This window comes from Arthrobacter sp. fls2-241-R2A-200 (genome assembly GCF_030209745.1).
Classification (GTDB): Bacteria; Actinomycetota; Actinomycetes; order Actinomycetales; family Micrococcaceae; genus Arthrobacter.
On record NZ_JARVRJ010000001.1, the window covers coordinates 71,738 to 97,777 of the forward strand.

General features: G+C 63.0%; 25 protein-coding genes and 2 riboswitches. Of the genes, 14 read left to right on the top strand and 11 right to left on the bottom strand.

Translation table 11 applies throughout. From position 1 onward, the window contains the following. Positions 1 to 66: 66 nt before the first annotated feature. The 4 genes from QRN42_RS00360 to QRN42_RS00375 form a co-directional block, all read right to left on the bottom strand. The gene (locus QRN42_RS00360) at positions 67 to 357 is read right to left on the bottom strand and encodes a WXG100 family type VII secretion target (RefSeq protein WP_284974160.1); all 291 of its coding nucleotides are present in this window, start codon (positions 355 to 357) and stop codon (positions 67 to 69) included. Between the two features lie 130 nt (positions 358 to 487). Further along, on the bottom strand, positions 488 to 1,933 hold the full coding sequence (locus QRN42_RS00365) for a sensor histidine kinase (protein ID WP_284977499.1): 1,446 nt from the start codon (positions 1,931 to 1,933) through the stop codon (positions 488 to 490). A 2-nt stretch (positions 1,934 to 1,935) separates the two neighbouring features. After that, positions 1,936 to 2,646, bottom strand: coding sequence for a response regulator transcription factor (locus QRN42_RS00370; RefSeq protein WP_284974162.1), 711 nt, complete (start codon positions 2,644 to 2,646; stop codon positions 1,936 to 1,938). Positions 2,647 to 2,756: 110 nt separating this feature from the next. Next, the gene (locus tag QRN42_RS00375; RefSeq protein WP_284977500.1) at positions 2,757 to 3,389 is read right to left on the bottom strand and encodes a LysE/ArgO family amino acid transporter; all 633 of its coding nucleotides are present in this window, start codon (positions 3,387 to 3,389) and stop codon (positions 2,757 to 2,759) included. Between the two features lie 69 nt (positions 3,390 to 3,458). On the opposite strand from QRN42_RS00375, the gene QRN42_RS00380 reads away from it, so the two are divergent. Both QRN42_RS00380 and QRN42_RS00385 read left to right on the top strand, forming a co-directional pair. Continuing rightward, entirely contained in the window at positions 3,459 to 4,385 is a 927-nt protein-coding gene (locus tag QRN42_RS00380) for a LysR family transcriptional regulator ArgP (RefSeq protein ID WP_284977501.1), read from the top strand. A 96-nt stretch (positions 4,386 to 4,481) separates the two neighbouring features. Continuing rightward, the gene (locus tag QRN42_RS00385) at positions 4,482 to 4,706 is read left to right on the top strand and encodes a hypothetical protein (protein WP_284977502.1); all 225 of its coding nucleotides are present in this window, start codon (positions 4,482 to 4,484) and stop codon (positions 4,704 to 4,706) included. Between the two features lie 477 nt (positions 4,707 to 5,183). Here QRN42_RS00385 and QRN42_RS00390 read toward each other — a convergent pair whose 3' ends face one another. The 3 genes from QRN42_RS00390 to QRN42_RS00400 all read right to left on the bottom strand — a co-directional run bounded on the left by QRN42_RS00390 (position 5,184) and on the right by QRN42_RS00400 (position 9,651). Beyond that, entirely contained in the window at positions 5,184 to 6,842 is a 1,659-nt protein-coding gene (locus QRN42_RS00390) for a DNA repair helicase XPB (protein WP_284977503.1), read from the bottom strand. Between the two features lie 40 nt (positions 6,843 to 6,882). Next, positions 6,883 to 9,345: a helicase-associated domain-containing protein gene (locus QRN42_RS00395; RefSeq protein ID WP_284977504.1), complete on the bottom strand. Its 2,463-nt coding sequence runs from the start codon at positions 9,343 to 9,345 to the stop codon at positions 6,883 to 6,885. Positions 9,346 to 9,435: 90 nt separating this feature from the next. Then, positions 9,436 to 9,651 (bottom strand): hypothetical protein, encoded by a 216-nt coding sequence (locus QRN42_RS00400; RefSeq protein ID WP_284977505.1) that lies wholly within the window; start codon positions 9,649 to 9,651, stop codon positions 9,436 to 9,438. Positions 9,652 to 9,873: 222 nt separating this feature from the next. Here QRN42_RS00400 and QRN42_RS00405 point away from each other — a divergent pair, with 222 nt between their 5' ends. Both QRN42_RS00405 and QRN42_RS00410 read left to right on the top strand, forming a co-directional pair. Then, positions 9,874 to 10,257 (top strand): cold-shock protein, encoded by a 384-nt coding sequence (locus QRN42_RS00405; RefSeq protein ID WP_284974169.1) that lies wholly within the window; start codon positions 9,874 to 9,876, stop codon positions 10,255 to 10,257. Positions 10,258 to 10,265: 8 nt separating this feature from the next. After that, positions 10,266 to 10,829, top strand: coding sequence for a DUF3027 domain-containing protein (locus tag QRN42_RS00410; RefSeq protein ID WP_284977506.1), 564 nt, complete (start codon positions 10,266 to 10,268; stop codon positions 10,827 to 10,829). Between the two features lie 107 nt (positions 10,830 to 10,936). Here QRN42_RS00410 and serC read toward each other — a convergent pair whose 3' ends face one another. Then, positions 10,937 to 12,067, bottom strand: a complete 1,131-nt coding sequence (gene serC / locus QRN42_RS00415) for a phosphoserine transaminase (RefSeq protein ID WP_284977507.1) — start codon at positions 12,065 to 12,067, stop codon at positions 10,937 to 10,939. A 299-nt stretch (positions 12,068 to 12,366) separates the two neighbouring features. Between serC and QRN42_RS00420 the strand changes: the two genes are divergently transcribed. From QRN42_RS00420 to QRN42_RS00465, 10 genes are all read left to right on the top strand, one after another. Beyond that, a complete protein-coding gene (locus QRN42_RS00420) occupies positions 12,367 to 13,062 on the top strand; it encodes an iron-dependent transcriptional repressor DtxR (protein ID WP_284977508.1) in 696 nt (231 codons plus the stop codon). Between the two features lie 141 nt (positions 13,063 to 13,203). Next, positions 13,204 to 13,445, top strand: a riboswitch (cyclic di-AMP (ydaO/yuaA leader). Positions 13,446 to 13,449: 4 nt separating this feature from the next. Beyond that, complete coding sequence (locus tag QRN42_RS00425) at positions 13,450 to 14,274, top strand: M23 family metallopeptidase (RefSeq protein ID WP_284974173.1); 825 nt, start codon at positions 13,450 to 13,452, stop codon at positions 14,272 to 14,274. Between the two features lie 145 nt (positions 14,275 to 14,419). Then, positions 14,420 to 14,579: riboswitch (cyclic di-AMP (ydaO/yuaA leader) on the top strand. A 61-nt stretch (positions 14,580 to 14,640) separates the two neighbouring features. Next, on the top strand, positions 14,641 to 15,345 hold the full coding sequence (locus QRN42_RS00430; RefSeq protein ID WP_410549680.1) for a C40 family peptidase: 705 nt from the start codon (positions 14,641 to 14,643) through the stop codon (positions 15,343 to 15,345). A gap of 99 nt (positions 15,346 to 15,444) precedes the next feature. After that, positions 15,445 to 16,242, top strand: coding sequence for an NlpC/P60 family protein (locus tag QRN42_RS00435; protein ID WP_284977510.1), 798 nt, complete (start codon positions 15,445 to 15,447; stop codon positions 16,240 to 16,242). A gap of 285 nt (positions 16,243 to 16,527) precedes the next feature. After that, positions 16,528 to 17,028 (top strand): HNH endonuclease, encoded by a 501-nt coding sequence (locus QRN42_RS00440; RefSeq protein WP_284977511.1) that lies wholly within the window; start codon positions 16,528 to 16,530, stop codon positions 17,026 to 17,028. 54 nt (positions 17,029 to 17,082) lie between these two features. Then, positions 17,083 to 17,682, top strand: a complete 600-nt coding sequence (gene mobA, locus QRN42_RS00445; RefSeq protein WP_284977512.1) for a molybdenum cofactor guanylyltransferase — start codon at positions 17,083 to 17,085, stop codon at positions 17,680 to 17,682. After that, positions 17,672 to 17,989 carry a DUF6457 domain-containing protein gene (locus QRN42_RS00450; protein ID WP_284977513.1) on the top strand — a complete coding sequence of 106 codons (318 nt, stop codon included), beginning with the start codon at positions 17,672 to 17,674 and terminating at the stop codon, positions 17,987 to 17,989. Before mobA ends, QRN42_RS00450 begins: the two co-directional genes overlap by 11 nt. Next, positions 17,986 to 19,458, top strand: a complete 1,473-nt coding sequence (locus QRN42_RS00455; protein WP_284977514.1) for a molybdopterin molybdotransferase MoeA — start codon at positions 17,986 to 17,988, stop codon at positions 19,456 to 19,458. Before QRN42_RS00450 ends, QRN42_RS00455 begins: the two co-directional genes overlap by 4 nt. After that, positions 19,446 to 20,312 carry a formate dehydrogenase accessory sulfurtransferase FdhD gene (gene fdhD, locus QRN42_RS00460; RefSeq protein ID WP_284977515.1) on the top strand — a complete coding sequence of 289 codons (867 nt, stop codon included), beginning with the start codon at positions 19,446 to 19,448 and terminating at the stop codon, positions 20,310 to 20,312. Before QRN42_RS00455 ends, fdhD begins: the two co-directional genes overlap by 13 nt. A gap of 183 nt (positions 20,313 to 20,495) precedes the next feature. Then, positions 20,496 to 23,561 carry an alpha-mannosidase gene (locus QRN42_RS00465; RefSeq protein WP_284977516.1) on the top strand — a complete coding sequence of 1,022 codons (3,066 nt, stop codon included), beginning with the start codon at positions 20,496 to 20,498 and terminating at the stop codon, positions 23,559 to 23,561. A gap of 9 nt (positions 23,562 to 23,570) precedes the next feature. Here the strand turns inward: QRN42_RS00465 and QRN42_RS00470 are convergent, their stop codons facing one another. From QRN42_RS00470 to QRN42_RS00480, 3 genes are read right to left on the bottom strand one after another with little or no spacing between them, the layout of a single operon-like run. After that, entirely contained in the window at positions 23,571 to 24,377 is an 807-nt protein-coding gene (locus tag QRN42_RS00470; RefSeq protein ID WP_284974182.1) for an amino acid ABC transporter ATP-binding protein, read from the bottom strand. Next, positions 24,364 to 25,023 (bottom strand): amino acid ABC transporter permease, encoded by a 660-nt coding sequence (locus QRN42_RS00475; RefSeq protein WP_284977517.1) that lies wholly within the window; start codon positions 25,021 to 25,023, stop codon positions 24,364 to 24,366. Before QRN42_RS00475 ends, QRN42_RS00470 begins: the two co-directional genes overlap by 14 nt. After that, complete coding sequence (locus QRN42_RS00480) at positions 25,024 to 25,839, bottom strand: amino acid ABC transporter substrate-binding protein (RefSeq protein WP_284977518.1); 816 nt, start codon at positions 25,837 to 25,839, stop codon at positions 25,024 to 25,026. Positions 25,840 to 26,040: the final 201 nt, after the last annotated feature.

Below are 26,040 nucleotides of genomic sequence, written 5' to 3' on the forward strand. Positions count from 1 at the left end.
CGCCTTCAAGGGGGAAGAGAGGGGCCCCGCAGGAGTCATCTCGGCCGATGGCCGTGGGAGGAAAAGCTAGAAAGCGAAGCGCTGGGTGTTGCCCTGTTCCACCTCAAGGTAACTGGTAGCAGCTGAGGACAGCGCCGCGTCAATGGACGCGAGCGAGGCTTCCACCTTGCTCTGGGTCAGGGACCACTCCACGAGGAGGGCCTGGAAATTGGTAGCGGCGGAACCCTTCCAGGTGGCCTGGAGTTCCTCCAAACCCCGCCTCATGGCTTGGACGTCGGTACTGACTCTGTCCACTGTTGCCTTGACGTTGGCGGACTTGAGCTGGAGCAGCTCGGTATCGACGGAGATGACGCTCATAGGGGATGCCTTTCGACGAAGATGTTCCGCTAGATGCGGCGGGTTGCGTGGCCACATCAATCAGCCTAGGTAGCCGGCGCCCTGGGCAGTACCAGCCATCGCCTCTATGTGGATAACGGCCGGGGTACAGCTACGTGGACAAAAGCTCGGCGGGCGCTTCGTGGAAGGGGAGGCTGACCACCATGGTGGCACCGCCGCCGTCGGTCTCTTTGACCCGGACGGAGCCGCCGTGTGACCCGACGATCGCGGCAACGATTGCCAATCCGAGCCCGCTGCCACCGGTTTCCCGGGTGCGGGACGTGTCCGCCCGATAGAAGCGCTCGAAGATCTTGTTGGTTTCATCTTCCGGAATGCCGGGGCCGTGGTCCCTGATCTCGATGACCGATTCCGCGCCGTTTGGAGTGTGCTGAACTCCGACAGCAAGTTCTATGGGACTTCCCTCCGGCGTGTACCGCAGGGCATTTCCAACGAGGTTGCCTATGACCTGTCGGAGCTTTGCCTCGTCGCCCTGCACGGGGGCGGGGGTTGGTGCAGCGCCGGCAAGTCCCTGCAGCGTGATGGAGCGGTCGCCGCAGGAGGCCTTGGTGTCGACTACGGCGTCGTGGGCAAGGAGTTGCAGGTCCACAGGTTTGAGCTGCAAGGGGCGTTGCTCATCCAACCTGGCCAAGAGCAGCAGGTCCTCCACCATGGAGCCCATCCGTTTTGCTTCGCTCTCGATGCGCCCCATGGCCATGGCAACGTCTTCCTCGGTGGACAAGGCGCCATGGCGATACAGCTCGGAGAAACCACGGATGGTCACCAAAGGAGTGCGGAGCTCATGGGAGGCATCAGCGGCGAACCGGCGCATGCGGCCCTCGGACGCCGCCCGCGCGGCGAACGAGGCCTCAATGTGGGAGAGCATGGTGTTCAGTGACCTGCCCAGCCTGCCCACCTCGGTGTGCGGGTTGTCGAATTCCACGCGGCGGGATAGGTCACCCGCAGCAATGGCCGCCGCTGTTTTCTCCACCCGCGCCAGCGGCCGGAAAGACCGCGCGACCGTCCAGGTGGCGATGAAGAATGCCAGCACCAGCGTCAGTAAACCAACGCCCACCACCACTAGGAGGGCGTGCTCCATGACCTTGTCCACAGGGGTAAGGGGGAGTCCGATGATGACAACGCCGCTCTGCCCGTTGGCGACCACTCCCACGGCAACTACACGCCAGTTGGTACCGGCCGTGCCCCTGACCTGGAAGGGGACATTGCCGCGATCCTTGGCTTCGGCCGGAGTGATGTTGGAGATCGCCGGCCGGTCGTTCTGGCTTCCGCCGAACGGGTAGGGGGCAAGGTTGGGTACGTAAAGGGTCAGCGAATAATCGGTGGGCACCGCAGTGTTGGGCTCAGACAGCTTGTCGAAGGATTGCTGGTCCTGGGCCAGCGCTACCGCGGCCTTGAGCTTGTCGTCCACCTGGCCTTGCAGATAGCTCTTGACGAGGGTCAAGGTGCCAGCGCCGGTGGCTGCCAGCGCCAACAGCAGCAGACCCATGATGATCGCCACGAGCTGCGACCTCAGGGACGCCGACTTCCAGCGTTGCAGCAAGGTCAGCGCTTCTCTGCCGTCCGCAGCACGTAACCGACGCCGCGTTTGGTCTGGATGAGGGCGGCAGCGTCAGGATCGATGTCCACTTTGCGCCGTAGGTAGGAGATGTAGGACTCGACGATCGACGCGTCACCGTTGAAGTCATACTCCCACACGTGGTCGAGGATTTGGGCTTTGGACAGGACGCGGTTGGGGTTGAGCATCAGGTAGCGCAGGAGCTTGAACTCTGTCGGCGAGAGCTCGATGACCGTCCCGCCGCGGCGGACCTCGTGGGCGTCGTCGTCCAGTTCAAGATCGTCAACCCGGATCACGGCGTCGTCATCTTCAAGCGGCTGCGTCCGCCGAAGGACCGCCCTGATACGTGCAACTACTTCGTCGAGGCTGAAGGGCTTGGTGACGTAGTCATCGCCGCCCACCGTGAGGCCGGTGACCTTATCCTCGGTGTCGTCCTTTGCCGTGAGGAACAGGACCGGGAAGTGCTTGCCGGCCGCGCGAAGGCGCCGGGTGACGGTGAAGCCGTCCATGTCCGGCAACATCACGTCCAGTACCGCGAGGTCCGGAGCGTGGAGTTCCGCGGCAGCCAGGGCCTCGCGACCATTCGACGCAGCAACGACCTCGAAGCCTGCAAAGCGCAGCGACGTGGACAGCAGCTCGCGAATGTTGGGTTCGTCATCGACGACAAGCAGCTTTGCTTCCGGACCGTTCTTTTTCATGCATCCATGATGCTCCCAGTTTCTGGGAGTTTTCTGGATACCGCATGTGTGCTTACTGCGCGTCGTCGTTGGTGCCGCTGGTGGAGCGGACCCATATGGATTCGCTGCCGTCACCGGCCGAGTATTAGCCCGAGGCCCAACGCCACCATCGTGACGGCGATGGTGCCGTCAAGGATTCGCCAGGACAGCGGGCGCGCGAAGAAGCCGCGCAGGAAGCGGGCTCCGAATCCCAGGGAGCAAAACCAGAGGACACTTGCCGCCATGGCACCGGCGCCGAACCACCACTGCAGGGAGGCGCCTTGTGCGCTGGCCAGTGAACCAATCAGGGCGATGTCCAAGTACACGTGCGGATTAAGCCACGTCAGCGCCAGCATCGTAGTCACGAGGGTAATCGCGCCCCGCTTGGGTTCCCCGGGCACCGGAGCCGCGTCCGCGCTGAGCGATTGCGGAGTCAGTGCACGCTTGGCCGCCATGGCACCGTAGGTCACCAGGAAGGCTGCACCAACAAAGCGAAGCACGACGACGGCGGTAGGCGCCGCCGTCACGAGGGCGCCGATGCCCAATACACCTGCGGCGATGAGGACGGCGTCGGACAGGGCGCAGACCGCGACAATCGGAATTATGTGCTCCCCGCGGATTCCCTGCCGTAGAACGAAGGCGTTCTGAGCGCCGATGGCAACGATGAGGGCCAGTCCCGTGGCAAGGCCGAGGCCGGCGGTGTGGAGAAAGTCTTGGTAGGTCACTCATTCAAGCTACTGATAGAGGGGTAAATTAGACCAGCTAAAGAAACTTCGTTAGCGTAAGATCTCCTTATGTCCAGTTTCTCCTCCGAGCAGTTGCTCACGTTCGCCACGGTCCTCTCGGAGGGCACATTGGATGCTACCGCGCGGGTACTGCACATCACGCCGTCGGCGGTTTCGCAGCGCCTGAAGGCCTTGGAGCAGTCGGCCGGCAGGGTTTTGCTGCAGAGAAGCAACCCCGCCCAGGCCACTGAAGCCGGCGAGGTGGTGTTGCGTTTGGCGAGGCAGGTGGCCCAACTCGAGGCGGACGCCGGGCGGGAATTGGGACTCAGCCTGGACGGGGCGCAGGTTGCTGTCCCCATCGTGGTGAACGCTGACTCTTTGGCGGTCTGGTTTCTGAAGGCCCTGGCGCAGGTCCCCGACGAACTCAACCTCACCTTTGATCTGCATCGCGACGACGAACAGCATTCCACCTCGCTGCTGCGTTCCGGGACGGTCATGGCAGCGGTTACGTCAACACCTGAGGCTGTTCAAGGGTGCCGCGTGGAGAGCCTCGGGGTCATGAGGTACGGGGCCGTGGCGCGACCCTCCTTTGTCAAGCGCTGGTTCTCCGAGTTTCCGCAGGGGATGGACGCCAACGTCCTCAACGCAGCACCGGCGGTCGATTTCGATCGGAAAGACACATACCAGTGGGCCTATGTGCAGGCACTCGGCAAAGCGACAGGGGGTGTGGTTCCTGAGGGCAAGGGACCGCGGCACTATGTTCCGGCAACCCAGGACTTCGCGGACGCCATCCGTTTGGGGCTTGGCTGGGGCTTGATCCCCGAGGCCCAATGCGCACCGGATATTGCCAGGGGTCGGCTGACGGAACTCTTTCCGGACCGCCCCTTTGACGTGCCGCTGTATTGGCAACGGTGGAAGACGGCATCCCCGGTCCTGGAGGCGCTCAGCGACACGGTGCGGGCGGTCTCGGGACAGTATCTGCTCCGGATCCGCTGAACGCCTGCTTCAGATGCTGAAACACGGTCCGTTGAAATTCAGAACACGCCCACGGATGCTGCTAAAAATGTCAGTGCCCGGTTCCACACTTAAAACATGGCAAACTCAGCAGCTCCAGTAAGCATCCACCAGCTCCAAGACCTCGAGGGTGTCGAGTTCCACGTGACTTACCTGGACACCGATACCGGCCGGGTCCGCCGCGAAGACTTCCAAGACCTCGCCGCGGCGGAACGCTTTGCCAGTGCCCAACTTCGCGACGCCGACTGCTGGGCTGTCGTGGACCACGTCAAGGTCACGGCCACCAGCAGGATGGTTGCCTAGCAACTGCAATGGCTGCGCAGCGGCTGCATGGTTGCCTGGCAACTGCGCACGCATCAAGTTTGGAGCCGGTGTTCCGGGTCCTCAGCGATGACGGAACACCGGCTCTCGCGGCCCAAGCCGCGCGGATGGCGGTCCGAGGCAGGTTGCTGGTCGCCCGATCAACGGGCCAGACAACAACTGCCCGCCACCAAAGCAGGAAAGAGACACTGATGACAGCAAGCAACGGATAGTTCCCGCGTACATCACAGATCCAAGCGTGGACCACCGGGCGTTACGCAGGGTGGAGTGCTCGTGGGACTATCGCAGGACTTCAGGCCCTTAAACCGTCGGCTCCCTGGCTACGGGCTACCCCCACCGCCGACGACTGGCCGCCAAGTTGCCTGGACCAAGGGCAACCCTTCAGGGCGGAAAGCTTCACTTCGAATCGTAAAGTCGCTGGAGGTTAACCGCAAGACCCCCGGGCTTGGATTGCCGCGGCTATTGCCCTTGCTCGATGCCCTTCCCAACGTCTTTGGCGTCCATGATCCGGTACGCGTAGCCTTGCTCAGCCAGGAAGCGTTGGCGTTTGGCAGCGAAGTCCTGGTCCAAGGTGTCCCGGGCCACCAGCGAGTAGAAACGCGCGGCACGGCCGTCTTTTTTGGGACGCAGCAGCCGACCCAGCCGCTGCGCTTCTTCCTGGCGTGAGCCGAAGGAACCGGAGACTTGGATGGCTACCGAAGCTTCTGGCAGATCGATGGAAAAGTTGGCCACTTTGGACACCACCAGCGTGGTGATTTCGCCCCTTCTAAAGGCGTCAAAGAGGCTCTGGCGTGCCTTGACCGTGGTTTCGCCTTTGATAAGCGGGGCACCCAAACGCTCGGCGATCTCGTCCAGTTGGTCGATGTACTGCCCGATCACCAAGAGCTGTTCGCCTTTGTGCACGTCAACGAGTTCCTCCACCAGGGCGGTCTTGGTTTCCGAGGTAGCACAGAGCCGGTATTTGTCCGCGTCGTCTGCCATGGCGTAGGCCACCCGTTCGTCCCTGGGGAGGTCCACCCGTACCTCCACACAGTCCGCGGGCGCGATATAACCTTGGGCCTCGATGTCCTTCCACGGGGCGTCATACCTCTTGGGGCCGATCAGGCTGAAAACCTCGCCTTCACGGCCATCCTCCCGCACCAGGGTTGCAGTTAGTCCCAGCCGACGGCGGGCCTGGAGGTCCGCTGTCATGCGGAAGATCGGGGCGGGCAGCAGATGGACCTCGTCATAGATGATGAGCCCCCAGTCGTGGCCGTCCACGAGTTCCAAATGCGGATAGAGGCCCCCGCGCTTGGTGGTAAGCACTTGGTACGTGGCAATGGTGACAGGCCGTACTTCTTTGACGGCACCGGAGTACTCGCCAATCTCATCCGCCGTGAGTGAGGTCCGCTTGAGCAGCTCATCCTTCCACTGCCGGGCCGAGACCGTGTTGGTCACCAGAATGAGCGTGGTGGTTGAGGATGTTGCCATCGCTGCGGCGCCCACGAGTGTCTTTCCAGCCCCGCAAGGAAGTACCACCACGCCGCTGCCGCCGGCCCAGAAATTCTCGGTGGCCACCTTCTGGTAGGGGCGCAGCTGCCAGTTGCTTTCGTCTAGCCTGATCAGGTGCGGCTGCCCATCGACGTACCCAGCCAGGTCTTCTGCCGGCCAGCCGAGCTTGAGCAGCAGTTGCTTCAGCTGACCGCGCTGGGAGGAATGGACCACCACGGTTTCGCCATCGATTCTGGGCCCGAGCAGCGGGGCGATCTTCTTGGCCCGGATGACCTCTTCCAGAACTGGGTAATCGTCGGTGCGCATCACCAGGCCGTGCTGGGGGTCTTTCTCGAGCCGGAGCCGACCATAGCGCGACATGGTTTCTTCGACATCGATCAACAGCGAGTGCGGCACGGGAAACCGCGAATACTTCAGCAACGTGTCCAGCACCTGCTCGGCGTCCAATCCGGCAGCCCTCGCGTTCCAGAGCCCCAGGGGAGTCAAACGGTAGCTGTGCATATGTTCAGGGGCCCGCTCAAGTTCGGCGAAAGCGGCGATGGCATGCCGGGCCTCCGTGGCCAGCTCATGATCTACCTCGAGCAGGATGGTCTTATCACTTTGAACGATCAGGGGACCGTCGGTCACGGTTGATTCCTCACTAGCACGGCTTGGGCGAAGGCAGCCGTCATGAATGCACTTCTCCTGCGGGTTCCACATCGATAATCCGATGAATTGACAGCACACGCTCTGTTTCCTTGGCGGGATCGAATACGCGCACACGTCCACCGGACACGGACACTGGAACAACGGTTTCAGTGTTTGCATTCCCCAAGCTGTCCACCACATTCATGGTGACAGCCTGTTTAAGCCGGATGGCCTTTTGGAGTGTTTCCAGTCCCAGTTGCGTGGCAGTTTCACCGGTGGAGTCAGCCGGAGCCGGCTGTTGGCGCCGCAGAACCGACAACTGCGCCTCGACGTCGTCGTCCGGGGGAGCTGTGCGCGGAGCCGTATAGACGGGGCGGGCACTGCCGGGACTCGGCGCCGTTCGCTTGAAACGCACGACGGCGGGCTCGGCCTCTTGCACGGCGGGGGAGAGTCCCAGCTCACGCAGCACGCGCGCCGTTTCGCGCGGGCTGGCCGAAGAGGTCAAAACAGTGGGCGCGATACGCACCAGGCTCAGGGCGGACGTGCGGGCTTCGCGAAGCAGGTCCATGATGGCTGTTTCGTCGTCGCTTTGAATGAAGCTGGCACTCGTGCCGATCCGCAAGCGGCCGTGCCTGGACGCCGTGTCCTGCACGAGGTACGCCAGTGGTTGCGGCACCGGGGTTGCGGAGTGTTCGCGGAGGAACGCCAACAGCGAGTCCGCATCCTGTCCGGCGTCGAGCGCCCGGCGGATGGTGGTGGGGGAGAATCGGTAGATCGACGCCGGGCCCTGGCCTTCGGCGTCGGCCATCAACAGGAGTGTCTCGCTGAGTTCGGGGGCCAGATACCCGGGTGCCACGGCCGTGAGGTCTGCCTGCAAGAGGATGTGGTTGACGGCAGCAGGCAGATGTTCGCCGAGGATATCGAGTGCGCGCTCAGGTTGGCCGGCGGCGATCGCGGAGCCCAACTGCGTGAACGCGCCCGAGCCCATCAGCCCCAGGATCTCCGCCTCTTCCAGGATCCCGCGGACCAACGAGCTGAACCGGCGGGCCATCCGGGGCTGGGCCCACTCGGCACGCTGCAGCACGGCGCGGGCGTCCAGGACAGGCGCCTTTCCGTCCGGCGCGGCTGCTTCGGCCGTGAGTTCGTTGAGTATTTCCAAGATCCTCCGCCGGACCACCGGAGCATCGGGACGCTGGGCCTCTGCGGACAGCACGTTGATGGTGGCCGAAGCCCCTCCTGGGTGGGATGCAGACGTGGGACCTGCGAGCCGTTGCCCCACCAATGAGGGTGCGCGCTCACTGGCCAACCACGCGTTGACAAGCCATAGCCACTGCTCCTGCCGGGGTAGGCCGAGCCACTCCAAGGACGGTGGCTGTACCCACGACGAGCTGTCCACATCCAGGCGCACGAGTCCGGCCAAAGCGCACAGCTCAAGCAGCACGTCGGTCTGGTGTTCGCCGCAACGGATCGATTCAGCCAAACGGCGTAGCTCACGGACGCCCACCCCACCGCTGCGAAGCGTAGCCAAGGGTTGCTCACGGACCCCGAAGAGCAACTCCCCGGCCAAGCGCAACGTCTCGGCGATGGCGCCCATGGCAGCGTTGCGGCGCAGGGAGGCGCTGGTGCTGCCGAGCTCCGGCACTGGCGGAGAGAGCGTGAAGTCCTCCACGATGTAGCCGCCGCGAAGAGCCAGCCCCACGCTGTGGGGCAACTCCACATGGCCAGCGTCCAGGGGGACCAAGAGACTGCGCGCCAGTAACCAATCGATAGGTCCGACGTCGGAATTTTCGTGGGTCACGGAAGCCCGGCGTTGCGCTTGGGGCACCGCGCCCATGGCCCAATCGCCGAACTTTTCCAATAACGCCAGGGTACGTTCGGGTGCGGTGGCCAGAATGGCGTGCACCTTCTCCGGCGTTGCCGTCCAGCGTTGCAGGGCAAGCGCCGCGTCCATGGGGGTGCTTGCCGCTTGTATGTCTTCACCGCTGCGGTGGACTTCGGCCACGAGCTGGACCACGCGCTGGGCGTAAGCGGGCTGGAGCCGGACCAGTTCCGTATAACTACGACCCAACCCCGCCGGGTAGATGCCGATAACGTCCTTAAGGCTTCCGACGGGAAGGTAGAAGCGTTGCCGCGCTGTCGCGGCCGGCGAGCCCGCGGGCGGATCCGCACGGTGAACCAAGGCCAGCTCCTGCAGCTTGGCGAGGATGCGGTCCAGGGCCGTCAACGTGGACCCGGCGATGACTTTCTTCAGCCCGGCAGCTGAAACGCTGTGGCCCGTATCGGTATTGGTGCAAAGGTGCAGTGTTTCCAGGACCTGCATTTCCGGTTTATTCAGCCGTTCCAAGGCCCGTTGCACACTGACACGTGCGCTGGCCCGCGCCGCCAGGGCGGCGAAATCCGGTGCCATGGGGGAGATCAGGTCCGGTCGCGCAGCAAACAACGCCCGCAGCGAGTCATCGCTGCGCGCTTCCAGTTCCTTGCTGAGCGCGCGAATAAGGGACATCAATCCAACGTTACCGCCACTGGAGCGCCGCTGGTTGTTCGCGGACTTTCTTGGGGGTTGTTATCGCCGGTATTGCAGGTTCATGCCGCGCTACTGGCGGCGGCGCTCCCGGATGGCACCCACCATCACCAGGGCAGCGAGTATGAACGCCAGCGGCAGTCCGTACAGCGCCGTTGACGTGACCCACACCGGTGCCACACCGCCGTCGAACGCCACAACCATGACAGCCCCGACGGCGGCGAGGGACACCGCTGCTACCAGCGCGGCCAAAACCATGAGGGGGCGGCGAGGGCCCGGAGAAGTCATATCCCAACGCTAGCAGCAGCATTCGCACGCGGGCCTTAGCACGAGGAGGCAGCCCTCCACAGCCGCCGCGGGCGTGCAAAGCGGGAATAGCGTGTCCGGCAGGATAACCTTGGAGGAACAGACCAACACGGACCGGGCTGCCACCCTCGATCCCGCAGAATCCTGCGGATGCGGTGTAGGCCCGGCGTGTCTCCCAGAGCAAGAACGAAGAAGGTTGATTACGTGCCTACCGGCAAGGTCAAATGGTATGACAAAGAAAAGGGCTTCGGGTTCCTCGCGGCCGAAGACGGGCAGGAAGTATTCCTTCCCAAAACATCGCTGCCTGCCGGCGTCACCGAACTGAAGGCTGGAACGCGGGTCGAATTCGGCGTCGCAGATGGCCGTCGGGGTGCCCAAGCATTGGGACTGCGCGTCCTTGAAAAGACGCCGTCCGTTGCCAAGGCCAAGCGGATGGGAGCCAAGGACCTCGCGCCCTTGGTGCAGGATCTGGTGACGGTTCTTGATAACTTGTCCGGCACGCTTTCTGCAGGGAAGTACCCGGAGGGCAATAAAGCCAAGGCCATCGGTATGGCGCTCCGCAAGGTCGCCGACGAGCTGGAAGCCTAGGACCCCGCATGACACCCGAATCCGCACAGGATGCGAAGGCCGGAAGGCGCACGGGCTTGCCCTCATGGCGCACGGGAAAGCCGGACGCATTCCTCGCAGCGGCCGTGGATACCGCCCGCCAGGCCGTGGAAACCATAGCCAAGCCGGGTGAAATTGGCGCGCACATCGGCGCCAAGTCAGAAGGTGACCGGGTGGTAACCCACTTGTTCGAGTCCAAGCTTGCCGGTTACGGCGGCTGGCAATGGTACGCGGTGGTCACCCGCAATTCGCGGTCCAAGGTGGTGACCGTCAACGAACTCGGACTTCTTCCGTCTGAGGACTCCATCCTGGCGCCCGAATGGGTTCCGTGGGCCAAGCGTGTTCGGCCGGAAGATGAGAGGCCCTTGGTGGAAGAAAGCGTGGAAGAGGTCTCCGAGGAGTCCGTCCAAGCGGACGAGGACGACGCTTCGGCGCCCGATGACGACGCGTCGGACGACGACGCCTCGGACGACGACGAGGCCTCCGACACTGCCGAGGAGTCCGGTGCTGCCTCGGACGAGTCCGACAGCTCCGATATCAACGGAGCCGGCTAGGTCTTCACGACGACGTCGGACCTCGCCCGGGCGTTAGAGGCAATCGGCGTCGTCCGGACCTACCCGAACGACGCCGACCCATGCCTGCGCGGCAGCCGCGCCTGAGGCTACTTCTTCAGCTCGCCCACCACGTAGTCGATGCTGGCCAAGAGCGCGGTGACATCATCCGGCTCGATGGCCACGAAGGTGGCGATCCGGAGCTGGTTCCGGCCAAGCTTGCGGTACGGTTCGGTGTCTACCACACCATTGGCGCGCAGCACCTTGGCGATGGCGGCAGCGTCAATGGAATCGTCAAAGTCGATGGTGGCGATCACGTTGGAGCGGTCCTCGGTGTTGGCCACAAACGGCGTGGCATATTCGGACGCCTCTGCCCACGAGTAAATGCGGCCGGCCGAATCAGCCGTGCGTTTGCTGGCGAAGTCCAGGCCGCCGTTGCTGTTCAACCACTGCACCTGTGCATCCAGCGTTACCAAGGTGGACAGGGACGGGGTGTTGTATGTCTGGTTCAGCTTGGAGTTGTCGATGGCGGTCTGCAGATCCAGGAAGTCCGGAATCCAGCGGCCGCTCGCCTTGACGCGGGCCGCGCGTTCCAAAGCGGCGGGGGAGAACAAGCCCAGCCAGAGGCCGCCGTCGGACGCGAAGTTCTTTTGGGGCGCGAAGTAATAGACATCCGACTCGGCAACGTCAACGTCCAAGCCGCCGGCCGCCGACGTTGCATCGACCAGGACCAGCGACCCGTCGTCGGTACCTTCAACGCGCTTGACGGGAGCGGCGACGCCGGTGGACGTCTCATTCTGCGGCCATGCGTAAACATCCACGCCTGCCTCGGCTGCGGCGACGGGACGGGTGCCAGGCTCCGATTTGATAATGGATGACGCGTCCAGGAAAGGTGCCTTGTCAGTGGCCGCGGCGAACTTGGATCCGAACTCGCCGAAGGAAAGGTGCTGGGCTTTCCTCTCCACCAAGCCGAAGGCTGCGATGTCCCAGAACGCCGTCGAACCGCCTACTCCCAAGACGACCTCGTAGCCCTCCGGGGCACGGAAGAACTCGCTGAGGCCTTCACGGACCGAGCCCACCAGGTTCTTGACGGGGGCCTGGCGGTGGGAGGTGCCGAGAATGGTGGTGGCTGCGGCAGACAATGCCTCGACCTGTTCCGGACGGACCTTGGAGGGTCCTGCGCCGAACCGTCCGTCCTTGGGCAGCAGGTCGGCGGGAATGGTGATGCTGTTGTCGCTCACGTTGGCTCCATGGGGTATCGGTTAGAGGGGGGTCGTGGCAGGTGGCATCTACTGCCCCTTCGACTCCCCAATTCTGCCCGAACACCCTCCTTGGCAGGAACCTGGAGTTGTCATAGTCCGCCACGTGGAACGCACGCAGACCATATGCAACCGTTCCCGTTGACGGAATTATCAAGAGTAATTCCTAATAAGCTAGGCTGGTCTTGCGTTAAGGGCGGGCGAATCAAGCCCCGCCCACCGAGTTGGGCGCGGTACGGTGGAGCTACGCAAGAGACTGCGTTCGAGGAGAGCTGAGCGGGATGACGGATCTGATCGATACCACTGAGATGTATCTTCGGACCATTTTGGAGCTTGAAGAAGAGAACATTGTTGCCCTTCGCGCACGCATTGCCGAGCGTCTCCGACACTCCGGCCCCACCGTGTCACAGACCATCGGACGCATGGAAAGGGACGGCCTGGTCATAGTTTCCAATGACCGCCACCTGGAACTGACCCAAGCGGGCCGTAAGCGGGCCACCGAAGTTATGCGTAAGCATCGGCTGGCCGAGCGGCTCTTGGCAGATGTGATCGGATTGGATTGGGCCTACGTCCATGACGAAGCCTGCCGTTGGGAACACGTTATGAGCGAACGCGTCGAACGCAGGCTTTACGAGCTTCTCGAGCACCCCACCGAATCTCCCTACGGCAATCCGATCCCAGGGCTCGAAGCAATCGGTGGTTTGGCCGCCGTCCCTGCGGACCGCCCGGATGTCAACCTTCTGCAGGCCATGGACGGTTACGGCTCCGATTCGCGGGTGCTTATCAGCCGCCTCGCCGAACCTATCCAAGTGGAGCCGGAGCTGTTGACCCAGTTGGATGAAGGTGGAATCCGGCCAGGAGCATTAGTGTCACTGGAGCGAGTGGGCGAGTACATCTCCGTTCGGGTCCCCGGCATTGAAGGCGCCTTGGAACTTCCTCCCGAGGTCGCCGGCCACGTCTTTGTTTCCCTCGGCTAATACGCCGGGCAACATTAAGCGCCGCTGCAATTCTCCTGCTGCGGCAGGACTTGCCATCACTATTTCCCTGTTGATAACGAATTTATTACTGGGGGACTTAATCCCCTATAGTTGATTATTGGCGCCGATACCAAAGCGTTACCTGATCCGGAGCCGAACTCTGCCAGCGGATCAGGTGTTCCACCCCTTACTGGCAGAGGCGGGGGAACCACTAGCGGCTGTCTAAAGAAGCAGCCTTGGGGTGAAGTCCGCAGCAGAAGTGCCCACTGATACAGGTCCTCATGGGGATACCTGTGTGCCGTGAGCGCTGAGCGCGGGCCGGGTCTTTGAACTCTCTGACTCGAATCCGACAGCTAACTTCGCAGGCTTTTCAGAGAGGAATAGAGTTTGACATCGCAGAACGTCAGGGGCCGCCGTCGCGCATCCGGCCCTGCTGCTGAGGTGGGGCCTGCCCGCGTTGCTACGGAAATCCGGCCCCGCGAGGCCAGCCGCCAGCGGCGACGGAAGGGTCCGCTGCGTCAAGTGGCCGACTTCGCCGCAGCCAGCGGAGTGGGTCAGAAAGCCGGCATCGCCCTTGCTGCTACCGGCTTGGCACTGACAGTCGGCCTGCCAGGCACCAGTCCGATGATGGCTACCTCGGACTCTGGCCAAACCGAGTCTGCGCTGTCTGTAGCCGGTACCCAGCCGGAGGTATCCGCAGCGGCATCGGCCAAAATCGACTTCAGCCGTGCTGCCGTTTCCACGGCAGCGGATCCCGATGGCAAGCTGAAGCAGCTACTGAGCGCCCAGTCTGTGGCCAGCATCCAGCGTTCATCGTCCCAAGGCACTTTGGGTGCCCCCTTGGACACACTTGTCACGGCATCGCCGTTCGGTTATCGCGTCAGTCCGCTGACGGGCGGCACCGGTGACTTCCACCGCGGCCAAGACTTCGTGGCGCAGTGCGGCACCGCGGTCCATGCTGCCGCGGCCGGCAAAGTAACTTTCGCAGGATGGCACGAGTACGGTGGCGGCAACCGTGTGGTCATAGATCACGGAAACGGCTTGGAGACTACCTACAACCACCTGTCGTCTTTCAACGTCAAGGTGGGCCAGACGGTCAGCCGCGGCGACGTCGTGGCCCTCAGCGGCACCACGGGAGCCTCCACGGGCTGCCACCTCCACTTTGAAGTCCAGGTCAATGGCGAAGTCGTTGACCCCATGGGCTGGCTCTGACCAACGTGATGGCCATCTCTCGATTCCATGAGGCCGCTCGTGACCTGAATGTGACATTCGCGTTCAACTGTTGTACCGTACATAACGCATCGGCTTTTTAGGGGGCCGGTGCACTTGAGTGGATTGCCTAGCTCTGCCACCGCTCGAGTTCCGTTCGCAAAATCGTCTGGCAGGGGCGGGGGAACCACTTCTGGTCTTCGCAAGAAGGCCTTGGGGTTAAGTCGCAAAGCTTCTCTGAAGCAGCGCGGCCGGATGACTCCCATCCGAATCCGACAGCTCACCTCGCAGGCATTGGGAGAGGCTACCTACGTGTCATCACGCACTACCCCTGCGCGCCACCGCGCCCAAGCGGTTCGTAAGAACCCCTTGAACACTCTTTCTACGGCTGTTTCTTCCAACGCAGGTACAGTAGGCCGCCAGGCCGTCGTGTTGGCAGCAGCCTCCGGTCTCATTCTCAGCGTTGGTTTGCCCGCACAGGCTGCCGACACCGGCGTTTCCGCTTCGGAAGCCTCCGGTACCCAGCAGATGGTAGCCACAGCAGTGGTAACCGCGGAGCCCACCGCCACCGTTGCCTTCGAGAGCCCCGTTGTGGCCACGCAGGAGGCTCCGAAGGTTGTCCAGGCAGTTGCCGAGACTCCCGATGCCTCAACCCAGGCCGCTACAGGCGCCACGAACAACGCAGGCACGTCGGAAACTGTTACCGCACAGTCGGCCGTAGCCAAGGATGGCGTTTCCAGCGCCGCAGCTTCGGGCCTGGCAGCAATCGCCTACACCGGCATCGGCCACCCCTACGTTTGGGGCGGCACCACGCCTAACGGTTGGGACTGCTCCGGCTTCACTCAGTGGGTCTACGCCCAGGCTGGCATCAGCATCCCACGCACGAACGCCTGGACTGTCATGAAGCCCACCAACACTCCTGCTCCTGGCGATCTCGTCATGCAGAATGGCGGAGCCCACGTTGGCATCTACGTTGGCAACGGCATGATGATCAGCGCCTTGAACCCGAGCCAGGGCACGTTGCTGCATGCAGCAGCTGCCACGGGTACATCCTCCTTCTTCACTCTCCGCTAGAAAAACACCCAGTTCACGACTGAGCAGCATTCCCCCAAGTGCTGGTCGGTCACTACCCGCGCGTAACCCCATAGCGCGGATACGAAAGAGAAAAACATCATGATCAGTGCAAACAAGGTTGCACGGCACCGCGCGGAAGCTCCCAAGACGAGCTCGCTTGCCGTCATCGCAAAAGCAGTCAGTGAGAACGCAGGTGGCGTCGGCCGCCAGGCCGCAGTAATTGCCGCCGCTTCAGGCCTTGTCCTGACCAGCGGTGTAGCTGCCAACGCGGCTGATACGAACGTTCAGCGTGAGTCGACCTCCACGTCCACCCTCGACGTCCAGTCGGTAGCACAGGCAACGATCGCAGCTGATTCCACTGTTGCCATCTCTTACGAGAGCCCCGTGATCACCACGGTAGAAGCTCCGGCCCCCGTGGTTGAGCAGGCTCCTGCCAAGGCGGAAGCTGCGCCGACGGCAGCTGCTCAGGCCAGTGCCCCCGCGACCACTGCCACCACCGGCGGTAACGCAACCCTGGCTGTGAACTCCACCTCCAGCGCTACCAAGGCTCCGGTTGCCTCCAGCGGCCTCGGTGCTGCAATTGCTGCAGCCGCCTACGCGCAGTTGGGCGTGAACCAGGACTGCACCATGCTGGTCACCAACTCGCTGGCTGCCGTGGGCATCCACTTCCACGACTGGCCTGCTGGTTACCTCTCCCTCGGCCGCACGGTCAGTGCAGCAGAAGCACAGCCCGGTGACCTCGCCTACTACGCCAACGGCGGTTTGGCCGGCGAGGCCCACATTGCCGTGTACGTAGGCAACGGCATGGCGGTCCACGGTGGCTGGGACGGCTACACCACCAAGCTGTTCAGCGTAAACGTAGGCTCCGGCCCGGTCTTCATCCGCGTCAACGGCTAAGTTCACCTCTTCCGAACACCCTGCTGGCTCCATGCCGGCAGGGTGTTCTGCTTTAACCGATGTGTTCTTCTTTAACCTGCAGAGGATGCTCTGGAACGCCGCACATGGGGCGCCTAATTCTGAACACCGCACAAATTTTTGCCGACATCGCACGTGAAACGACAGATAAATTCGTTGATATGGCATAGAAGTGCTTACCCTTATGGTGTCGAACCACAGCCCGTACATGCAGAGGGCAGCCGGCCCTCGTGCCCCTGACGGGTGCGGCCGTGAAGAGGTACGTGCATGCGCACACTCGTTCTGAATGCTGGATATGAACCGCTGGCGGTAGTAACGTTCCGCCGGGCGCTGGTCCTTGTGCTCACTGGGAAAGCAAGCGTGGTGGCCGAAGGCGACGATCCCGTCGTCGGGCCGCAAGAGATTCTCGGAAGACCTTCCGTGATCCTCCTCAACCGCTACATCCGTCCCAAGTACAACCGGGTCACCGCCGTGAGCCGGCGCGGTGTTCTTCGCCGCGACGGACACCGCTGCGCCTATTGCGGCAAAACAGCACACACTATTGACCACGTCCACCCCAAATCCAGGGGCGGCGCGGATTCTTGGGAAAATTTGGTTGCGGCGTGCCTGAAGTGCAATAACGCCAAGAGCGATCATACGTTGGCGGAAATGGGCTGGAAACTCCGCTTCAAACCCGGCGTGCCCCAAGGAACAATGTGGCAGATCAAGGAACTTGAGAAACCTGCCCCGGACTGGGATCCCTTCCTGTTGCCTGAATCCGCTGCCTGACGTACGCGATTGCGGCTTAAGGTGAGTCCCGCCCATGACCGGTAGTGTGGGCGGATGGAATTCGATGCCGTAATTCTCGCTGGCGGCAAGGCCACGCGGCTGGGTGGTGCGCCGAAGAACGAACTACGGTACGACGGCGACACCCTCCTGACCCATGCCCTGCGCGCTGCCGAAGGTGCCGGGGAAGTGGTGGTTGTGGGACCGGGCAGCATGGAGGTCCCTGAGGGGATCCTCAGGGCGCGGGAAGAACCCGTTTTTGCCGGGCCGGCCGCCGCCATCGCGGCCGGGTTGGATCGTCTTGGCGCTAACGGTGCTTCCGCGCCTTGGACGTTGGTACTGGCATGCGACATGCCACACGCTGTTCGTGGCGTGGCCCCTTTGGTGCAGCGGCTCCAATCCGAGCCGGGCATGGATGGCGCCATGGCGGTGGCCGCCGATGGCCGGAAGCAGCCGCTCCTCGGGATGTACAGCAAGGCCGCCCTGCAACGGGAAGTTGAAGCGGCACGCGATTCGGGTAGGTTGACCAACTCCTCTGTTTTCGGGCTCCTTGCTAGGCTGAACCTGCTGACTGTTGCCGTCCCTGCCGGTTCCACCGATGACGTAGACACTTGGGCGGACGCAGCGGCTTTGGGCATTGAGGATCTTGGGCATTGACGATGAGTTGGAGGCGGACATGAAGAGCCAGGAAGAGACGCTCGAGGAATGGTGCCGCGTACTGTTGCAGGCCTTTGAGCTAGAGGGTGTGGAAGTAGACGTCAATGGGGTCCTCTCCGTAGCAGGGGTAGCCGCGCATTCGGTGGTGCGGCCGGCGGCACCCCTGACCACGTTCATCGCCGGTTACGCAGCGGGCATGGCCCGGGGCATTGGCCAGGCAAACGACGCCGACTCCATGGCTGCTGCCTTGGATGTGGCCCGGAAAGCTGCCATGGACTACACGGAGCCCGGGACCGAAGCGGAATGACGGAGGCCCCCCACCCGGGCCACCACGCGGCACATACGTGGGCTGAGGCCCGGCAGCGTGCCTTTGAGGTCGCCACCCCGATCCCGCCGAGCCCGGTTCCGCTCCGGCGAGCCCTCGGGCGCGTCCTGGCCAACGACGTCCTGGCAGTCCAGGACATGCCCCACTATGCATCGTCAGCCATGGATGGCTGGGCAGTGAACGGCAGCGGGCCGTGGATCTTGAGCGAGCGGGGCCACAGGCTGGCGCCGCACCAAGCCAGCCCCATCGTCACCGGAGGACTCATCCCGCCCGGTGCCAAGGCGGTTCTCCGCAGCGAAAGCGGGGTCATTACCACCGATGATGACGGGCTGCCCGTCCTTGTCTTGGGCGGGGCCGCAAAACCGGGTGAGCCCCGCAATGGGCAGCACATCCGCAAGGCCGGGGAGGAAGCCGCTGCAGGGGAAGTGTTGATCAAAGCCGGGACTGTGATAAATCCAGCCCATATAGCGTTTGCCGCCCTTGCCGGGCTGGACGAACTCAACGTGCTCGGCAAGCCCTTGGTCAGATTCCTGCTGACGGGATCGGAAGTGGTGACCTCGGGCGTCCCACTGCCGGGGCAGGTCCGGGACACCTTCGGACCCCAACTGGGAGCCGTCGTCGAAATGTTGGGCGGTATCGCGGGCGAACAGACAAGGGTGGGAGACGATTACGGCCAGTGGCTTGCTGCGCTTCAGGAGCCCGAGCCAAACTTGGCCGGAGCAGAGATCATCCCCACAGAACTCATCCCCACAGAAGCAGCCGTTGAAACGGAAGTTCCTGCCGACGTCGTTATCACCACGGGCGGGACGGGCGGCTCGGCGACGGACCATCTCCGGCGAGCCGTGTCCGAGCTGGGCGGCCGGTTGTTGATCGACGGCATCGCCATGCGGCCCGGCCATCCCGCGGTGCTTGCAGAGCTCCCGGACGGACGGTTCATACTCGGCCTGCCGGGCAACCCGCTGGCTGCCATGATGGCGCTTCTTACCATCGGCGGTCCGCTGCTCGCAGCCTTGGGCCATGGTCGCATGGACACCGCGCAAGACGTTCCCTGCGGCACGATGATCGACCCCGATCCGGGACGGACCCGCCTCATGCCGTTCAAGCTGCTGTACGGGTTGGCATCTCCTGCGGGTCATTCAGCCGCCGGAATGATGCGTGGTCTGGCGGGCGCCGACGGCGTCATGGTGGTCCCGCCGCACGGCGTGCAGCTAGGAGATATGGTCCCGGCTTTCGCATTGCCCTGGGGTAAACCGCTTCCTTCGCCCAAGCCTGCCGAGGAGAAACCCCGCAAGCCGCCGGTGCGGGCAAGGGGCAAGGCGCCGGCAGGGCCTGTGGACTGGAGCGCTTTGGACGCTAAGGGCGTTTGTTGGACTGAGGTGGCCAGCGGTGGTGCGGCTTGCCATGATGGACTCATGAACAGGGAAGAACGGAGCGTGACATGGGACGCGTGACCCAGCGCCGCAAGGTGCACAAATTTGTCCTGGACGGCTCCCCGCAGGCCCTGGAACACCCCGTCCGTTACAAGGAGGACGTCCTTGCGGTGGAAGAACCCCTGGAGATCCGTCTTGGGGACATGTCCTTCTCCGTGACCATGCGGACGCCGGGGGACGATTTCGACCTCGTGGCCGGATTCCTCGTTTCCGAGGGCATCATCTGGGAACCTTCGCAGTTGATCTCGGAGCGTTTCTGCGCAGGAGAAGACGAAAACGGGGTGCAGACGTTCAACGTGGTGGACGCGCAACTGAGGCCTGACGTGGCGTTGCCGGCCATCGGACGGAATGTATACACCTCCAGTTCGTGCGGGATTTGCGGCACGGATTCCATCGAGGCGGTCCGGAAGTCCTCGCACCACAGCCCTGCCGACGATGAGCTGGTGGTTCCGGTGCGTACGCTCGCCTCGCTCCCGGACAGGCTCCGGGAGGCTCAGGCTGTCTTCGCGAAGACCGGCGGGGTCCACGCCGCCGGACTTTTCAAGATCCACGACGACGGCGGGGCGGAACTTCTGTGCCTCCGCGAGGATGTGGGGCGGCATAACGCGGTGGACAAGGTTGTAGGCTGGGCGCTCCGTGCGGGCCTGTTGCCATTGCGGGGGATGGTACTTCAGGTATCCGGCCGGGCCTCATTCGAACTCGTGCAGAAGGCGGCCATGGCCGGTGTCCCGGTACTGGCTGCCGTCAGCGCGCCGTCGAGCCTTGCCGTGGAGCTTGCCGAAGAGTCCGGAATCACCGTGGCCGGATTCAGTCGGGGAGCAAGCCTGAACGTCTACACCGGCCGGGAAAGGATTTTGGCTGAAGGTCCGAAATGACGCGGGCCGGGTAAGCCAACCGGGGGGCCCAGCTCGTTTGGCTTTGCTTGGTTATGGGGCCGTAACCACGTAGATTTTATCCATCGATTGGAACCGCGGACGGGTTGGAAACGCCGCCTGCGTCAACTCGCGGGGAGCATGCTGCCAGCCTCGACCGAAAGCTGATGCCCAAAGGGGAATTCATTGCACGATGACCGCCGGATCACTGAACAGCGCCTGGACAGGTTTGTCAAGGATCGCCTTCTTCCGGCCATCTACGGCAGGTCCGTGCCACTGCGACTCAGCAGCTGGGAAGCGCCCGACGAACCGGTTCCGGCCGCGGAGGCTATCAGGCAGGTGTTCAGTCCGCAGGAGCACGGAGCGCCGTGGGGCAGGGCGTGGAGTACCAAATGGTTGCGCTTGCAGGGCGAAGTTCCTCAGGGATGGGGCAGCAGCGACGCCACGGCCGTGGAGATCGTGGTGGATCTGGGCTTCACCAGCGACGTACCCGGTTTCCAATGCGAAGGCACGGCCTGGTCCGCTGACGGCAGCATCATCAAGGCCATATCGCCCCGCAATTACCATGTTCCGTTGAAACTGCTGGGCGGCGGAATGTCCGTGGACTTCTACGTGGAGGCCGCGGCAAATCCCGATGTAGCACAGGGGTGGTCGTTCGCTCCCACCCAACTGGGCAGCAAGGCAACGTCCGGCCAGGAGCCCCAATACCGGTTGGGCCGGATCGCCATCGCGGAACTTAATGAGGCAGTCTGGGAACTGAACCAGGACGTCTGGACGCTGAGCGGTTTGATGCACGAGCTTCCCGTTGAGCTACCGCGCCGACACGAGATCTTGCGGGCGCTTGAACACATGCTTGATGTCATGGACCCGGACGACGTCGCGGGGACGGCTGCGGCGGGCCGGGAAGCATTAGCCGAGGTTCTCAGCCGACCGGCTTACGCTTCGGCCCACCAACTGCTGGCCACCGGACACGCGCACATCGATTCGGCGTGGCTGTGGCCTGTCCGTGAAACCATCCGCAAGTGCGCCCGTACGTTCTCCAACGTGGTGGCATTGATGGAGGAGAACCCGGATTTTGTGTTTTCCTGTTCCTCCGCCCAGCAGTTGGCCTGGATCAAGGAAAATTTCCCGGAGCTCTTTGTCCGCATCCGGGAAAAGGTGAAATCCGGGCAGTTCGTCCCTGTGGGCGGTATGTGGGTGGAGTCGGATACCAACATGCCGGGCGGGGAAGCCATGGCCCGCCAGTTCATCGAGGGCAAGAGCTTCTTCCTGAAGGAGTTCGACGTCGAATGCCAGGAAGCCTGGCTGCCCGATTCCTTCGGATATTCCGGTGCCCTCCCGCAAATCGTCAAAGAGGCCGGTTCGCGTTGGTTCCTCACCCAGAAGATCTCCTGGAACAAGGTCAACCGCATGCCGCACCACACCTTTCTGTGGGAAGGCATCGACGGCACACGGCTCTTCACCCATTTCCCGCCGGTTGATAGCTACAACGCCGAGTTGCATGGGCGGGAACTTGCCCACGCGGAGCGGAATTATCGTGAGCATGGCCGCGGCACCATGTCCCTGGTTCCGTTCGGTTATGGCGACGGCGGCGGCGGGCCCACCCGCGAGATGGTGGCCGCCGCGCATCGCACGGAAGACCTGGAAGGCTCGCCGAAGGTTCGGATGGGGACAGCAAAGGACTTCTTCATCGCCGCCGAGGCCGAATATGCCAACCCACCGGTGTGGGTGGGGGAGATGTACCTGGAAATGCACCGTGGAACCTACACGAGCCAGGCCAAGACCAAGCGTGGTAACCGCCGCAGTGAGCACCTGCTGCGGGAGGCGGAGCTGTGGTGCTCTACCGCCGCAGTCCGCCTCGGTGCCGCCTACGTGTATCCCAGGGAAAAACTCAAGCGGCTGTGGCGGCTGGTATTGCTTCAGCAATTCCATGACATCCTGCCAGGTAGTTCCATCGCTTGGGTGCACCAGGATGCTGAATGGAACTACGATGCCATTGCCCGCGACCTCGAAGCCATCATTACCGAGGCAGCACAAGCCTTAGTGGGGCACGGCGAGAGGGAATTCCTTCTCAATGCCACGCCCCATCAGCGTGACGGCGTAGCGGCGCTGGGTGCCGCCGAAACCCGCGCCCCCGACTTAACCGTTCAGGTGACTGAAGCGGACAGCATCATCCTGGACAACGGAATTATCCGCGCGGTGGTGGACGCCAACGGCCTGCTCACCTCCTTGGTGGACCACGCCAGCGGCCGCAACGCGATCGCCCCCGGCCAGGCCGGCAACCTCCTGGAGCTGTTCCGGGACACACCCAACGAATGGGACGCCTGGGACATTGAAGAGTTCTACCGCCGCAACGTCACACCGCTCACGCACGCGGACGCCGTCGTCGTCGAACGGACGGAGGGCGGGGTGGTCGTTGTGGTCAGGCGCCACGTGGGCACGTCCGCTATCACGCAGCGCATAACCCTTGACGCCGGTTCGCCGTCGCTGGGGATTGCTACCACCGTGGACTGGCAAGAACGCGAAAAGCTGCTGAAAATCGCCTTCCCGCTGGACGTCAGGGCGGACCGTTCAGCGTCCGAAACGCAGTTCGGGCACGTGTTCCGGCCGACGCATACCAACACCTCCTGGGACGCGGCAAAGTTCGAAATCTGCGCGCACCGTTGGATCCATGTGGCCGAACCGGGTTACGGCGTGGCCGTCAGTAACTCATCCAGCTACGGACACGACGTCACCCGGGCCGTCCGCCCGGATGGCGGAACCACGACGACGGTGCGCACCTCGCTGCTGCGTTCTGCCACCTTCCCGGACCCGGACGCGGACCGCGGCGAGCATACTCTTGAACTGACCATCCGGCCAGGAGCCAGCATCGCGGATGCAGTGGAGGAAGGCTACCGGACCAACCTCAAGCCCAGGTTCGTCACGGGTGGCCGGCCGGTAGAGCCTCTGGTGTCGGTGTCCAACCCGGGGATAGTGGTCGAAGCCGTGAAGCTCGCCGAGGACGGATCGGGCGATGTCATTGTCCGCTTGTACGAATCCTTGGGACAGCGTTCCACGGGCACGGTCAGGCCCGGATTCGCTGCGACAGCGGTGACGGCGACGGATTTGTTGGAACGGACCGCCTCGCCAGACGGAATGCCAGCAGACGGAATGACAACCGGCGGAGTGGCAGCGGTTGAAGCGGCAGAGGATTCTGCCGTCCACTTGGTGCTGCGTCCGTTCCAGCTGGTGACTTTGCGCTTCAGCCGCTAGCTGTCCACCTCAGACGTCGTGCTGGAGGCGTTTGACGAAGAGCTTGGTCCGTTCCTGACGGGGTGCGCGCAGCACCTCGGCCGCCGGACCGCGCTCCACCACAACACCGCCGTCCATGAAGATAACCTCATCGGCGACATTTCGGGCGAACGCGAGCTCGTGGGTCACGATCACCATGGTCCAACCTTCTTCGGCGAGTTCCTTGATGACACCCAGGACGTCGCCTACGAGTTCGGGATCCAAAGCCGACGTCGGCTCGTCGAACAGAAGCAGCTGCGGCTTCAAGGCGAGAGCCCGCACAATGCCCACCCGCTGTTGCTGCCCGCCTGAGAGCTCAAAGGGATAAGCGTCACGCTTATCGGCGAGCCCCACACGCTCCAACAGCCGTTCTGCCTCGGCGATGGCCTCGGAGCGTGGCCGCTTCTGGACCTGGACCGGACCCTCGATGATGTTCTTCAGCACGGTCATGTGCGGGAACAAGTTGTAGTGCTGGAACACCATGGCGCTGCGGTCGCGGAGCTCCGCGACGTCCTTCTTGCCTACCTTGGCAGCGAAATCGATGGACAGTCCCGCGGAAGAATCACCATCGACGCCGGTCCCGCCGAAGGTGACCGTTCCGCCGTCGGGAGTTTCCAAGCCGTTCAAGCACCGCAGCACCGTTGTCTTACCCGAACCCGAAGGTCCGATAAGGGCCACGACCTGCCCGCGGTGGATATCGATGTCGATATCCTTCAGCACCGTGTTGCTGCCAAAAGCCTTGGCCAGGTTCCTGGCCTTCAACACGGAGGGGGAGGAGGAATGGTTAGTGGGCGACATAGCGGTCCAATCTCCTCTCCACGGCGGACTGCGCCGTGGACAGGACCAAGCAGATGACCCAGTAGACCAAGGCTGCCTGCAGGTACAGGGCCATGAACTCCTGGCTGAACGCAGCAATTTGCTGGGCGTTCCGGAACAGTTCGGTGACCAGGATCAGGGACGCCAGCGACGTGTCCTTGACCAACGAGATAAACGTATTGGACAAGGGTGGGACAGAGACCCTGGCGGCCTGGGGGAGGATGATGCGCAGTAGGGTCTGCGGGCGGGACATGCCGATGGTGTGACCGGCTTCCCACTGCCCCTTGGGCACGGACAGGATCGCGGCGCGGATGATTTCGGCAGCGTAGCCACCGACGTTCAGGGAGAACGCGATGATGGCGCTGGGCCACGGATCCAATTTGATCCCCATACTGGGCAGGCCGTAGAAGATCACGAACAGCTGCACCAGAAGTGGTGTTCCGCGAATCACGGAGACGTAGAAACGTCCGATCCCTGCAAGCAGCCAGTTGGGGCTAAGCCTCAGGAGGGCGACCACCAGTGCCAGTACCAGGCCGAAAGCAAAGGACGCGAGGGTCAGGGGAATAGTCCCCGTCACGGCGCCCGTGATCAGCGGGCCGAAGGAACTCCAAACGAGGTCCCAGTCCATCTACTTGGTGACGTCCGAGCCGAAGTACTTCTCTGAAATCTTAGCGAGCGTCCCGTCAGTCCGGAGATCGTCCAGAGCCTTGTTCACCGCGTTGGTGAGTTCGTTCGCGCCCTTGCGGAAAGCCATGGCGCTTTGGCTCTTGTCCGGTGCCTCGGCAGCGACTTTCAGTCCCGCGTTCGGGTTGGTCTTGGCGTAGTCGAGGTAGGTGAGCTTGTCGTTGACGGTGGCGTCCACCCGTCCCTGCTGGACCAGCGTCACGGACTGGGCCCAGCCTTCAACGGCCTGGACGTTTGCTCCGGCTTGCACAGCCATCTTGTAGAAATTGCTGGTCAGCGACTGGGCAGTGGTTTTGCCCTTCAGGTCAGCAAAGCTCTTGATGCTGGAGTTATCGGACTTGGTGACGACGACGCCGGTGGAGACGGTGTACGGCGTGGAGAGGTTGTACTTGGCTTTGCGATCATCGTTGATGGAGATCTGGTTCGCGATGGCATCGAAGCGCTTGGCATCAAGGCCGGCAAAGATACCGTCGAACTGGGTTTCCTGGAAGGTCGCTTTGACGCCCAGCTTCCCGGCCACGGCCTTGGCGATTTCGACGTCGAAGCCGGTCAGGTCGCCTGCGCCTTCGGCATGGAAAGTGAAGGGGCGGTACGTTCCCTCAGTGGCGATAACGAGTTCGCCCTTGGACTTCACGTCGGACAAGGAGGTATCTCCACCAGATTGAGCTGGTGTGGAACCTCCACCGCACGCAGAGAGTGCCAGGGCGGCGGAGGCCAAAGTGGCTGCGAGGACAGAGCGGCGTGTGTGAAGGGTGGTCATGGAGCCATCTTAGTCATCGTGATGGGCCCGTCCCGTCACCCTGCCATGGGAAACGAAGGGATGCTGCCTGATTGCCGCTTAAAAAGGCTGAGTGGGGGCGGTCCCCAACAGTCCGCCACCACTCATCCCCCCAATTGCGTTCACATGAGCGCCACTTCCGCCGGAGACCCGTTCCCTGTCTCCGGTGTTGGGCCGCTGCCT